This is a genomic window from Fructilactobacillus sp. X2R6C1 (genome assembly GCF_059901295.1).
In genome coordinates this window covers 125,208-138,963 of the sequence record NZ_JBWXUZ010000002.1, presented here as the reverse complement: position 1 = coordinate 138,963, position 13,756 = coordinate 125,208, and the positions used below count along the sequence as shown (strand labels likewise).

General features: G+C 37.4%; 9 protein-coding genes and 1 pseudogene. 5 read left to right on the top strand and 5 right to left on the bottom strand.

Features of this window, described 5'->3' with window-relative positions; translation table 11 throughout:
• The first annotated feature begins 12 nt into the window (after positions 1-12).
• Positions 13-2,346, top strand: a pseudogene (locus AC6UDF_RS02740) (PBP1A family penicillin-binding protein).
• Positions 2,347-2,487: 141 nt separating this feature from the next.
• Here AC6UDF_RS02740 and AC6UDF_RS02735 read toward each other — a convergent pair.
• The 3 genes from AC6UDF_RS02735 to AC6UDF_RS02725 form a co-directional block, all read right to left on the bottom strand.
• Positions 2,488-3,192 carry a DnaD domain-containing protein gene (locus AC6UDF_RS02735; protein ID WP_500723804.1) on the bottom strand — a complete coding sequence of 235 codons (705 nt, stop codon included), beginning with the start codon at positions 3,190-3,192 and terminating at the stop codon, positions 2,488-2,490.
• A gap of 26 nt (positions 3,193-3,218) precedes the next feature.
• Positions 3,219-3,722 (bottom strand): cell wall elongation regulator TseB-like domain-containing protein, encoded by a 504-nt coding sequence (locus AC6UDF_RS02730; RefSeq protein ID WP_500693735.1) that lies wholly within the window; start codon positions 3,720-3,722, stop codon positions 3,219-3,221.
• 67 nt (positions 3,723-3,789) lie between these two features.
• Positions 3,790-6,603 carry a helicase C-terminal domain-containing protein gene (locus tag AC6UDF_RS02725; RefSeq protein ID WP_500693734.1) on the bottom strand — a complete coding sequence of 938 codons (2,814 nt, stop codon included), beginning with the start codon at positions 6,601-6,603 and terminating at the stop codon, positions 3,790-3,792.
• A 163-nt stretch (positions 6,604-6,766) separates the two neighbouring features.
• Between AC6UDF_RS02725 and mvk the strand changes: the two genes are divergently transcribed.
• From mvk to fni, 4 genes are read left to right on the top strand one after another with little or no spacing between them, the layout of a single operon-like run.
• Positions 6,767-7,699 (top strand): mevalonate kinase, encoded by a 933-nt coding sequence (gene mvk / locus AC6UDF_RS02720; protein ID WP_500693733.1) that lies wholly within the window; start codon positions 6,767-6,769, stop codon positions 7,697-7,699.
• A gap of 11 nt (positions 7,700-7,710) precedes the next feature.
• On the top strand, positions 7,711-8,706 hold the full coding sequence (gene mvaD / locus AC6UDF_RS02715) for a diphosphomevalonate decarboxylase (RefSeq protein WP_500693732.1): 996 nt from the start codon (positions 7,711-7,713) through the stop codon (positions 8,704-8,706).
• A 16-nt stretch (positions 8,707-8,722) separates the two neighbouring features.
• Positions 8,723-9,790: a phosphomevalonate kinase gene (locus tag AC6UDF_RS02710; RefSeq protein WP_500701065.1), complete on the top strand. Its 1,068-nt coding sequence runs from the start codon at positions 8,723-8,725 to the stop codon at positions 9,788-9,790.
• Between the two features lie 9 nt (positions 9,791-9,799).
• Positions 9,800-10,825 (top strand): type 2 isopentenyl-diphosphate Delta-isomerase, encoded by a 1,026-nt coding sequence (gene fni / locus AC6UDF_RS02705; protein WP_500693730.1) that lies wholly within the window; start codon positions 9,800-9,802, stop codon positions 10,823-10,825.
• A 39-nt stretch (positions 10,826-10,864) separates the two neighbouring features.
• Here the strand turns inward: fni and AC6UDF_RS02700 are convergent, their stop codons facing one another.
• The gene (locus AC6UDF_RS02700; protein ID WP_500693729.1) at positions 10,865-12,208 is read right to left on the bottom strand and encodes an RsmF rRNA methyltransferase first C-terminal domain-containing protein; all 1,344 of its coding nucleotides are present in this window, start codon (positions 12,206-12,208) and stop codon (positions 10,865-10,867) included.
• A gap of 15 nt (positions 12,209-12,223) precedes the next feature.
• Entirely contained in the window at positions 12,224-13,720 is a 1,497-nt protein-coding gene (glpK, locus tag AC6UDF_RS02695; protein ID WP_500693728.1) for a glycerol kinase GlpK, read from the bottom strand.
• Positions 13,721-13,756: the final 36 nt, after the last annotated feature.

Here is a 13,756-nt window from a genome sequence, read left to right as displayed (position 1 = left end):
AGGAGAAGTCTAATGGCTGATTCAGATGAAAATATTTCTAGGGTACAAAGGTTTAAGCATCATCAGCGACCAAGAAGGAAAAAGATGAAACTTTGGAAAAAAATCATTTTATGGATTTTAGCAGTAATCGTTGCCATATTTATTTGTGGAGCAGGGCTTTTTACTTACTATGCAGCTAGTGCTCCAAAGATATCTTATAATACCCTCTCTAGTGATAATTCAACGACGATATATGATTCAAGTGGTAAGATAATTTCACGTTTAGGTGCCCAAAATCGGGACTACGTGAAACAAGATCAGATTCCTGATAACCTAAAAAATGCGATTATTTCAATTGAAGATCGTCATTTTTATAAGGATCATGGGGTTGATCCTGCCAGAATTGTTGAAGCAGCCTTTTCAAATCTTCGTGGCCAAGGTGGTTTACAAGGTGGCAGTACCCTTACCCAACAATTAGTCAAATTATCAGTCTTTTCGACTAAGGCCTCGGACCAAACGCTAAAACGCAAGGCTCAAGAAGCCTGGTTAGCGGTCAAAGTCGACCATGATTATAGTAAACAACAAATTTTAGAGTTTTATATCAACAAGGTTTACATGGGTAATAATGCTTACGGAATGCAAACTGCTTCCGATTATTATTTCAATAAACCATTAAAGAAGATTAACCTCCCACAAACGGCTTTTTTGGCTGGTTTACCTCAAGCTCCTGTTCAATATAATCCTTATACAAATCCTAAGTTAGCAACTGAACGAAGAAATCAAGTTCTAGAAGCAATGGCTAACAATAAAGTGATTTCTAAGGAGCAAGCTAGTGAAGCTGAAAAGACCAGTATTCAAGATGGTCTGGTTAAACAACACAATTCAAATTCGTCTCCATACGCAAAAAATGAGAAGTATGCCGATGCCTATATCCAATAAGTTGTTCAAGAACTAGACAAAAAGGGATACAAATTAAATGCTGGAAATAAGGTTTATACAAATTTGAATATGGACACTCAAAAACAAATGTATAAACTGGCCAACGATCCCAACTCACCCATTCAATTTCCTAACAATAACTTCCAAATTGGTGCCACGATGGTAAATTCCAATAACGGTAAAGTGGTTTCGATGCTTGGATCAAGAAAACAAAAAATTGCCTTTGGATTAAATCGTGCAATTCAAACCGATCGTTCAAGTGGATCAACTATGAAACCACTAATGGACTATGGACCAGCAATTGAATACTTAAAATGGCCAACTTATCAAGCCGTTCAAGACACGCCCTTCACGTATCCCGGAACAAATAAAGAACTTCAAGACTTTGACAATAAGCATGAAGGTACCATCACGATGCGAAAAGCACTTGTTGAATCACGTAATATTCCTGCAATCAGGACCCTTCAACAGGTTGGAATCCAACGATCACAAGACTTTTTGGCTGGATTAGGAATGACATTTAATAAACCACTTGAACTACAAAACGGAATTGGTGCCTATATCTCATCAGAGCAGGAAGCAGCTGCGTATGCTGCATTTGCAAATGGTGGGACGTATTACAAACCATATTTAATCAATAAAGTAGTTAATGTCAACGGAGCTGAAAAGCAATACAGTCCTAAGGGGCATCGAGCCATGTCACCAGATACTGCCTTTATGATAAATGACATGCTCAAAGGCGTCATGACTTCCCCTAATGGTTCTGGAACTGCTGCTAAGATCCCTGGACTTTATCAAGCCGGTAAAACTGGTACTACCCAATATCCAGACGATTGGATTAAGAAAGTGCCTGACCAATCATCAATGGATTCATGGTTTAGTGGGTACACGAAGAATTTCTCACTTTCTATTTGGACCGGATATGACCACCAGTTCAAACCTGGAAACTATATTTCCGAGCCACAAACACGAATTGCTCAAACCTACTACAAAGAAGTAATGTCACAGGCATCTGCTAATAAACCTAATATTGATTGGCAGAAGCCGGATAATGTGATTGAAACCAAACGAGATGGCGTAAACGAATACTATATCGAAGGCCACATGGGAACCGCGGTTTCAGCTAATAATGCTAGTCAATCTGGACAAGCATCCAAGAATCGTTCAGTTGTCTCAAATTCATCAAGTTCAAAAGAATCCAACAGTTCATCATCATCTGACGATAATTCTAGTTCAAGTCAGACGTCATCGGGGTCTAGTTCTAAGGTTGAAGAGCCTAACGATGATTCTGCAAATCAAAAGACCAGTAGTGTTATTGACAATGCTAAACAAAATATTGAAAGTCATGTCGATAATAACAATAATAGTCAGAGCGCCCCATCTCCTAATAATAGCCAAGCTTCAAGTACTTCTACTCCAAATCAATAAATTAAATATTCATTTAAGACCTATCCGTTTTTGTTGTTTGGGTCTTTTTTGTTTTTTGATTAAGTTAAAGTAACTTTTAACTTTTTATTTAAATTTTATCACCCTAGTCAAAAAAATGCGTAGATATTTTTTATCTACGCACTATTGATTAATTTTAAAAATCGGAATATTTTGTTTTGGTTTTCTTGGTTGATCACTGTTTAAATTTCTCTGTCGCTGTTCATTGGCTTCCTGAACTTGTGCAGAGGTTTTAATGTTGCGATGCTGCCAATTCAAAAGAATTCGATCCATATACTTCAAACTATAAACTTGACTTAGGACCGCCTCTTTAAGTGCTAACTCAATAATCTTTGGTGAGTAATGATCTTGTTCAAGCCATTGATTGATCGTTTCCAACTCAATTGAAGATAATGGTCGCCCAAATTCTTCTTGAATTTTTTTAAATAATCCTTTTCGTTCCTTAATATCATTACTTTGCTTGTTACGCTCTTTTTGAGCATGATTATTAGTGTTTACTAACGATGTAGAATCAAGCAACTTGTCCATTTTATGATTTAAAAGATCAAACTTATATTCGTCCTTCCCAGACTTCGTACTAGAAATGTTGATAATCTTTTTAGTAACTAATTGATGTAATAAATTATAAATATCGTCTTCTTTTAAACCAGTTGCTTTCGACAACTCAGTAGCACTTGGAAACAAATCCCCTTTAGAACGAGCTAGTACTAACTCCAAGAAGACCACTAATTCAGTTGGGCTCATCCCCAACTCAGAGAAATGCTGCAATAAAAAACCAGAAACGCTAATTGAACCACTTTCTAAATAGCGCTTTAAATTTTCACTCATTTTATTCCTCCTTCAATAATTCATCATTACAAATTCTTAATAGTTTGCACAATCTTGCCCGTCTTATAATTTACCGTGACGTAGTTCATTCGATTGTTCTGATTTAAATAGGAAACCACCCAGGCTGGCTGATCCTGATAAATCCCAAGCCCGGTGTTAATAATCTTAGAGGCTTTCCCAATTTTTTGAGCCGTCTTTTCTGCTTCCTGTTGTGTAATCCCACTCTTTTGGGTAACTACCTGCATACTTTTCCCGTTCTTAGGTAAGATGGCATACGCATACTGATTCTGTTTATTATAACCACCAACTGAATAGTATGTCTTATTTAAATTAGACGAGTAGAAATGATTAATATCATGAAATCCAGCACTATTTTCTGCTACCGTAGTGACATGAGAACGAGCTCGTAATTGGGGTGCTTTAGCAACATGAAAGAAAATAATAACACCCAGAATGATTAGAACGATCACCGCAACAGTTATCCATCGAATCCGATGAGTCCTTTTTCGTTTTAATTGTTCTCTGTACATGAAAATTCCTCTTTTATTTAGCTTTTACATGCATCATTATAGCAAACTTTCCTTGTTTAATAATTAATTAATCCCTCTTATTAAAGAAATCTTGACCATCTTTAACAATCTTAGCGATCGACCCCGTTTTAATTGGTAAATCAGAGGGAAGCGCATCGATGATTTGCTTACCATACCGTTTGTCAATCAAACGACTGTCCAAAAAGTTAATGATACCATAATCAGTTGAGCTTCTAATCAATCTTCCCACCCCTTGTTTAGTTTTGATAATAGCTTCTGGTAAGTCAAAATTATAAAATGGATTCTTGTTTTGTTCCTTTAAAAACTTAGCCCGACTTGAAACAACCGGATTATTGGGAGATTCAAACGGTATCCGGGTAATAATGAGTTGCTTGAGTAAATTATCCGAAAAATCAACACCCTCAAAATAACCATTAGCTCCAAGTATTACTGGAACTGCATCCTTGGTTGACTCAAATCTTTTGATCATTTTTTCTTGACTCCCAGAAACACCGGCGGCTTGAATCATAAAATTATCGTTATTGTTCTGATCTAATTTTTCGTACACTTTTTTCAAAATATCCAATGAGTTAAACAGTACTAGCGTTGGTACTGCATTAGCGTTGATAAGCTTCCAAATTGAGTTAGCCAGATAAGAGATATATTCATCATTATCTACACTAGGTGGCATCGGTGTCGTTTCAGAAATCATCATTTCAGCTTGCTTGGAATAATCAAAAGAAGATTTTAGCCGTTTCATTCTCGTATCACTCCGACTTAAATCAAGCTGATCAAAAATATACTGTGACTTTTTTGATGTAAACAACGTCGAACCGGTAAAAATTGCTGGCTTAAAATAGTGATAGATATTTTCTTTTAACTTATTTTTGGAAGCAAAATCGCCAGTCATGAGGATGACATGATTAGGATCTAGATCCTCTGTATAATAGATCCAGTAAAAAGAGGATCGCTCACTAACCCTTTGCCTAACTTGGTCCACGTTAACACTATCAATGTAATCAGTAATTGTAAGTAAATGACGTTCAAACTTCTCAATCAAAGCTCGATCAGAAATCGTCCAACGGTTCTTTTCCTTCTTAACTAACTTTTTGAAAGTATTTATAAATTCTTCTAATTTTACGTTAATATGAGTCAAATGGTTTATTTGATCCTGATGGTCTTTCACAAATTGAAGTAGTTCTTTTGCACTAATCGAAGACTCAGAACGCCTAGTAGTAACAGGTTTCATGAATTTTACCCTAAAATCCTGTAAAATCAACTGATTTGTATCAAAAATAGCATCTAGCTGGGAATCTAACCCATTAAGTCGATTTAACTCATCAATATCGTCAGAAAAGATTTCATTTAAATTTAATCCGTGGGTTTGAAATAAATCATTCTTAACCCTTCCAATATTTTTCTTTAAAGTATTGAATTTAATGACTTTTTCTTGCGATGAAAACGCAACGTCAGCAAGCTTATGAGCTTCGTCAACCACTAAGTATGGCTTTGAAGTCATGTAATTACTTAATTGACGACTATTCTCAAAAAGATAATTATGGTTAACGATAACAATATCAGCACGTTCCACCCTCTTCAATTGAGCGAGTAAGAAGTCAACATCTAGAAAAGAGTTCTTCTTATCCGTCTCCACATGAGAATTTTGATAATTAATTTGATCAATAAATGGAACTTCATTGGGAAGATTTAATTCGTCAAGATCACCCGTGCTTGTCTCAGTTAGCCAGACCAAGATTCGTGCTTTCATGAATTGTGACTGTTTAGATTTATCGTGAAATTGAAGTGTTTTGCTAAACCGTTCTAGATTAATATAATGATTGACACCCTTTAACATGGCAACATCAAAACTAGTATTAAGTAACGGTTCTAGTTGACTCTTAATTGTAGAATACAACTGTTCCTGAAGTCCATTGGTAGAAGTACTGACCACCAGCTGTTCACCTTCATTAACCAAATAAGCCATTGGAACCAGGTATCCCAGGGTTTTCCCACTCCCGGTTGGTGCTTCAATTAATAAATTATAGGTGGGTTTTTCTTTATCATGATAATTATTATAAATTAAGTTCATCATTTTACTTTGTGAACTTCGCCAATTTAACTTACCCATAAATTGGCGTTCTTTCTGCTTCTTAGTCCTAGGATACTTTATCAAATTGTGCTCTGAGATTGAATAGGATGGTACTTGGTTTTTTAGCGCAATCCCATTTACAACCACATATTGCGAATTCAAATTCTTTAAATGTTCCCGCTTAATCTCTTCACGATCTTCAATAAATTGAACCGTATCTCTAGGGAGATCCGGATGAACCTTAAGAATAGACTGAATTGTCACTAAGGGTAATTTTTCAATCTTCTTCATGATTGTTAACAGTAAATGAGCAGTTGCGTCAGCATCACTTTTAGAGGAATGCGGATGGGTGTGTGAAATCCCAAAATGATGACTTAAGTCCTTTAATCGATATCCCGTTAATTCCGGAAAAAAGATTTGACTCAACGTGACCGTATCAATGGCTTTAATATCTAACTCAGGATAACCCACTCTTTCTAATTCCGCATTTAAAAACGGAAAGTCAAAATTAACGTTATGGGCAACGAAGACAGTACCACTCAGTATCTTATAAATATGGGGAGCAACCTGATCAAACGTTGGTGCTCCTTTAATTGTCTGGGCGTTAATGCCAGTTAAGTGGGTGATATCTTTAGGAATCGCTTCACCATTATTAACATATGTTGAGTAGGAATCGACCACTTGACCACCTTGAACAAAAGTACAACTAAATTGAATAATTTGGTCACCATTAGAGACATCCGTTCCAGTTGTCTCCATGTCAACGACTGCATATTTTGTATTCTTGGGCACCTGTCTCACCTACCTTTAAAACTAATTCCACTACAATATTACTACATTTATCTTAATATTTATATAAACCAACATTTAATCATTAGTAAAGTATTCTAAAATATATTGGTCATGTTCTAAATTATGATAAAATAGGTATGTTTGGAAAGTGAGCGATTGAAATATGAACACGACTGCAACCGGGTTGAGTCATGCAAAAATAATTTTTTTAGGTGAGCACAGTGCCGTCTACCAAAAGCCTGCGATTGTTTTTCCTGTGCCACAAATTAAAGTGAAAACCACCATTACTTCTGATGGTAACAATCAACTATTCAGTAAATACTACCATGGTCCAATTAGTGCTCTCCCTTCTTCAATGAATGGATTACAGACACTTATTAATCGTCTTAACCAATCATTAAATCCTAATAACATCCCAATTAATATCAAAATTGATAGTGCAATTCCGTTGGGGAGAGGGATGGGTTCATCCGCTGCAACCGCTAGTGCAGTTACCAGAGCCTTTTTTCATTTCTTTAATCATCAACTAAACGCTAACCAGCTTAAGAAATTTACCGATGTAGAGGAAAAGATAACTCATGGTAATCCAAGTGGAATTGACGCTAAAACCGTCAGCGCACTTAATCCCATCTTATTTGAAAAAGGTCAGTTTTATGATTTCCCCGTTTCAAGCACAGGAAATCTCATCATTGCTGATACTGGTATCTCAAGTAATACTTCCACGGCGGTTTCAATGGTAAGAGATGAAATGGACCATAACTTTCAAAATACGAATGATTTAATTAACGACCTCGGGGATTTAGCTGAAGCAGCTAAACATTCTCTGACATACAATAAACTCAAACAAACCGGCAAATTAATGAATCTGGCCCAAAATGATCTTTCAAAATTGGGAGTTAGTTCAACAGAAATTAATACCCTGGTAAATGCTGCTAATCAGGCGGGTGCCCTCGGTGCTAAACTAACGGGAAGCGGACTCGGTGGATGCATTATTGCTCTGTCAGATTCTAAAACCACCACGCAAAAAATCAAGACAACCCTTAAACAAAGTGGAGCACAAGGAGTTTGGGTCCAATCATTAAATGAAATGAAGTAAGGAGATTTATTATGTCCGACAATACTAATATCTATAGAACCCAGAAGGCTCGTGCTCATACTAATATTGCACTAATCAAATATTGGGGGAAGGCCAATAGTCAACTCATTATTCCAGAAGACAGTAGCCTGTCTTTAACTTTAAATGACTTCTATACCGATACTGAAGTTCGCTTTGACCCATCTCTAAGTTCTGATCAAATCACTTTTAACAATCATCTAATTAATGATTCGGAAGGAAAAAAGATTGTCAGTTTTCTTGACATCGTTCGAAAAAAAGCCAATGTTGATATTCACGCCCATGTTAAGACAAATAACAATATCCCTACTGCTGCTGGGCTTGCTTCATCTGCTTCAGGGTTTGCTGCTCTCGCTGCCGCTTCTAGTAAAGCCATTGGAATGAATCTTTCTAAAAAAGATCTTTCTAGGCTCGCTAGACGAGGATCAGGTTCAGCAACACGCTCTATTTTTGGCGGTTTCGTCAAATGGGAAAAGGGTCATAGTGACGAAACTTCCTTTGCCATTCCAATTGAAGAAGACATTGATTGGGACATTAACCTAGTAGCTGTTATTATTAATCGAAACGAAAAAAAGATTTCTAGTAGAGAGGGTATGAAAATTTCTAAGTCCACCTCCCCTTACTATCAATCATGGAAAAAAGTTACTAGTCATGACATGACCACGATGAGAAAAGCAATTCGTACTCATAACTTCGACTTAATGGGCCACACTGCTGAGGAAAATGCCATGAAAATGCACGCCCTCACGTTCAGTTCCGATCCAGCTTTTACATATTTTAATGGAGATACACTTAAAGCAATTCAAATTGTTCACGAATTAAGAGACAATGGCATCAGTTGCTATTTTACAATTGACGCTGGTCCAAATGTAAAAGTGTTAGTCCAACATGATAATTTAAACCAAGTTGTAAATCGATTTAAAAGCACTTTTGGATCATCAAACGTGGTTGCTACCACTCCAGGTCCTGGAATCGAATATTTAAATTAAGGGAGTAATTAATTACATGATTTCCGCAAAAGCACCGGGTAAATTGTACGTAGCTGGTGAATATGCAGTAGTTGAGACCGGCTACCCTGCTATCATCGCTGCATGTGATCGCTTTGTTCGGGTTGGCATTAAAGCAAGTTCAGATTTTGGAAGCATCTATTCGAAACAGTACGATGAGAATATGCTCCATTGGAAGAGATTAGGCCATCGCATGGTCTTCGATAATCGTGATAATCCTTTTCAGTACATCATTTCAGCGATTAAAGTAACTGAAGAATACGTTGAAACTCTCAATAAAAGTTTAAAAACATACGATATAATCGTAAATAGTGAACTCGATAGTGCCGATGGACGTAAGTACGGATTAGGTTCTTCAGCTGCCGTCACGGTTGCAACCGTTAAAGCCTTATGCGAATTCTACGACATTAACCTTTCTACGATGCAACTCTTCAAGCTAGCCGCAATTGCTCATTTTGAAGTTCAAGGAAATGGTTCATTAGGCGATGTAGCTGCTAGTGTATTCGGCGGTTGGATTGCTTACCATTCATTTGACCGACAGTGGTTAGCCAATGCCCGTAAAGATGTGGATTTAGTGGAACTGTTAGATTTAAAGTGGCCTAGTTTAAAAATTATGCCGCTAACAGCACCAAAGAATTTACAATTATTAATTGGATGGTCAGGTTCACCCGCTTCAACTTCAAATCTAGTTGATCGAGTGGAGCTAAAAAAAGCCAGAAATTCTGAACTTTATCAAGACTTTCTTCACTTCAGTCAGGAGTGTGTCTTAAATATTGTTAATGGCTTTAAAAGTTCTAATCTGGAAATGATCCAAAAGAACATTGAAAACAACCGCAAACTCCTTTTAAAACTCGGTGAATTTGCCAACGTTGAAATTGAAACCCCCAAGCTAAAAGAATTAATTGACATTGCCGATCATTTTGGTGGTGCAGCCAAAACTTCGGGAGCTGGTGGTGGTGATTGTGGGATCGTCATTATTAATAAGGATGATAATATCGATGATCTTGTTAGCGATTGGAACCGCCATGGAATTAAGCTACTAGACCTTAAGATTCATAATAATTAGGAGAAACAAATGACTAACCAACAGTCACATCGAAAAGATGAACACGTCTCGCTTGCTAAAAAATTTCACCATACGGAATCTGAAGCTGGATTCGATCAGGTTCATTTTATGCCAGTAACATTCCCTGAAATGACATATCAGGATGTAGATATCTCGACTCAATTAGGCTCGCTGTCTTTAAGGGTCCCCTTTTACATTGAAGCGATGACTGGTGGCAGTGAGTATACCAAAAAATTAAATTTTCACCTAGCTTCTATCTCAAGGCGCTGTGGAATCGCAATGGCTTCGGGATCAGAAAGTGTAGCAATCAAACATCCGGAACTAATCGATACCTTTTCGATCATTAGAAAGCAAAACCCAGATGGACTGATCTTTGCTAACATTGGTGCTGGGACAACCCCAAAAGCGGCTGAGCAAGCAATTGATATTCTTCAAGCTAATGCATTAGAGATCCACGTTAATTCAGTTCAAGAACTCATCATGCCCGAGGGATCAAATTCATTTAACTGGCTATCCAATATTTCAAACATTGTCCAAAATATTAAAGTACCAGTAATCGTCAAGGAAGTTGGATTCGGGATGAGTTCTAAATCAATTCAAACCCTTTTGGACCTTGGAGTTGAATATGTAAACATTGGTGGTCGTGGCGGAACTAACTTTGCTCAAATTGAGAACTTCCGTCGTCATCAAAAAGAAATGGACTATTTTAAAGACTGGGGGATTACCACGGTGGAATCTCTCTTTGAATCCCAAAAAGTTCCTAGCATGAACATCGTAGCAACTGGTGGCATCACTAATCCCATGGAAATCGTCAAATCATTGTATTTGGGTGCCGATGCTGTTGGCATTGCGAGTCAGATTTTGGTGAAACTAATTGATGACGGTGAAGACAAGACCGTGAAAATGATTAACGATTGGATTATTGGCATTAAGTCCATTTTCACCGCACTAGGCGCACACAACATTAATGAACTGCGTCAATGTGAATCAGTAACCAGTCCAGAATTACAAAGTTACTTAAATCAACGCAAATAAAAAGACCTTCGTTTAAAAAACGAAGGTCTTTTTATTTTCTCATGCTTTAAACCTTAATCCCTTAGGGAAAAAGTTTTTTAACGTCCCATTCACGACTTTACCAAATCCAACACTCATTCCGCGACATTGAATTAAGTACCACCCTTTCTTTAAGTTGGGATCCACGGCAACGGTGTCACCATGGACATAACTCTGCCACTGCTGATCAGTAATTTTAACGATGTTTTTTACGTCATTAGGATTAATTGCCAATGCCAATGCATACGAAGGCTCAATCCGATTCTTTTTAATCGTTCCAAGTGGCGTTCCGGGTCGCATTACTTTTAAACCATCTAAATCGGGGATTGCCGGATTAAATGAATACAGGGTACTCCCAAATTCTAGAAGATCTTTTGTCAAAAAATCGCGCTTAAAGTTAACGGTACAGAACTCTTTCCACTCTTTTTTTATACTACTTGAGACGTTACTTATTTGATGCTTAATCTTTTTGGATTTTCCAACATCTGTACTCTGCAACTTGGCAATAAAATGCCCATCACCTTTAAATAAGTTAGGAAACAGACGAGCCGTTTTAGTTAACTCTTCGTTTCCATCCGCCCATTCCGGTTTTCCGTCGATCATCCCATCATACTTCTTAATCGGGAGAGCCTTAAAATCATAATTAGCTAAGATCCAAGCAATTATCTGTTCGTCTTCTTCTGGTGAAAAAGTACAAGTTGAATAAATCAATTGTCCACCTGGTTTTAACATCTTAACGGCTTCTCTTACAATGTCTTTTTGCCGCACAGCACACTCTTTCGGATAATCAATTGACCAGTATTTTGTTGCGTCATGATTTTTTCTAAACATTCCCTCACCCGAACATGGTGCGTCAATCAAGATCTTATCAAAATACCTTGGAAAATGCTTTGACAGGTTATTTGGATCTTCATTCAAGATTAAAGGATCCCACACCCCAAACCGTTCAAGATTTTCAACTAAAATCTTAGCTCGGCTCTGGTCAATCTCATTTGATACAAGTAAGCCCTTGTTTTTCAACATACCAGCCAAATGAGTTGACTTTCCTCCTGGGGCAGCACACAAGTCTAATACCTGATCTCCCACACTAGGATCAACCACCTCTGCTACGTACATAGCAGATGGTTCCTGACTGTAAACGTAACCACTCTGATGCTCGACGGTTTTCCCGCTAATTTTTCCGTAATAACCATTTTGGGTATAGGAAATCGGGCTTGTCATATCCAAACGAACATCAGCTTTAGTTTTGAGCGGATTAGTTCGAAAGGCGTTGTAAGAATCTTCATCAAAAGAATCAATAAAACTTTGATAATCATCTTTTAACAGATCATGATATTTACTTTTAAAATCTTCAGGTAATTTCATATTGATAAGTCCTTATTATTCAAATTGCTTGGCAGCTCTCACAGCCATCTTCCATCCCTTGTATAGTTTTTTTCTTTTATCGTCACTCATATGTGATTCAAAAAAAGTACCAACACGCTTACTTCTTTTAATTTCATCAATATCCTTCCAAAATCCAACCGCCAAACCAGCCAGATAAGCTGCTCCTTGTGCCGTAGTCTCTGAAATTAATGACCGTTCAATTTGATCATTTAAAATATCGGCTTGAAACTGCATTAAGTAATCATTTTTAGCAGCTCCACCATCTACTACTAGTGATTTAACCGGAATCTTAGTCTCCTCTACCATCGTATCAAGAACATCCTTTGTTTGAAATCCTAACGATTCAATGGTCGCACGAACTAATTGATTACGTGTCGTTGATGATGTCAAGCCAAAAATCGATCCACGAATTTCCTGATCCCAATATGGTGCCCCTAGTCCAGTAAACGCTGGCACTACGTAAACTCCGTCACTCGTTTTGGCATCATAAGCCATTTGCTCAGAGGCCTTAGCCGATGAAATTAAACCCATCTCATCCTTTAACCATTGAATTGCCGATCCAGCCACAAAAATGCTACCTTCTAAAGCATATTTAACTTCTCCATTCAATCCGTAGGCAATTGTGGTTAACAATCCATTACTAGAAAACCTTGGCGTTTTTCCTGTATTCATCATAATAAAGGCACCCGTTCCATAAGTATTCTTCGTCATTCCGGGTTGTAATGCTAATTGTCCAAATAATGATGCTTGTTGGTCACCGGCAATTCCGGCAATTGGAATCTGTACCCCTAAAAATGAATATCCCTTCGTATATCCAAAGAAGTGTGACGATGGTTTCACTTTAGGTAACATTTTCTTAGGAATATCGAAGAGCTCTAACAGATCATCATCCCATTTCAAATCGTTGATGTTATATAACATTGTCCTACTAGCATTAGTATAATCAGTGGCATGAACGGTTCCGCCGGTCAGATTCCATAGCAACCATGAATCAATGGTTCCAAATAATAAATCTCCATTCTCCGCCCGTCTCTGGGATCCCTTTACATGATCTAAAATCCATCTAATTTTCGTACCAGCAAAATAAGAATCAACAATCAGTCCCGTCTTTTGGTGAATTAAATCAGCGTAACCATCAGTTATTAACCGATCAGCAATTTCACTGGTCTGTTTTGATTGCCACACCACAGCATTGTAGATGGGCTTTCCACTTCGTCTATCCCAAATTACAGTCGTTTCACGTTGATTAGTAATGCCGATACTTCGCACTTTATAGGGAGGAACTTCAGAGTTAATCAATACCTCAGAAATCACAGATTCAACGGCATTCCAAATTTCAATTGGATTTTGTTCCACCCACCCTGGATGAGGAAAAGATTGTTTAAACTCACGTTGTACTTTTCCCACAATCTGGCCATCATGATCAAATAACATTGCTCGAGCAGAGGTCGTTCCTTCATCAATTGCCATTATGTATTGCTTGCTACTCATATTTTCCCTCGTTTTTTCAAATAAATGTTATGTGTT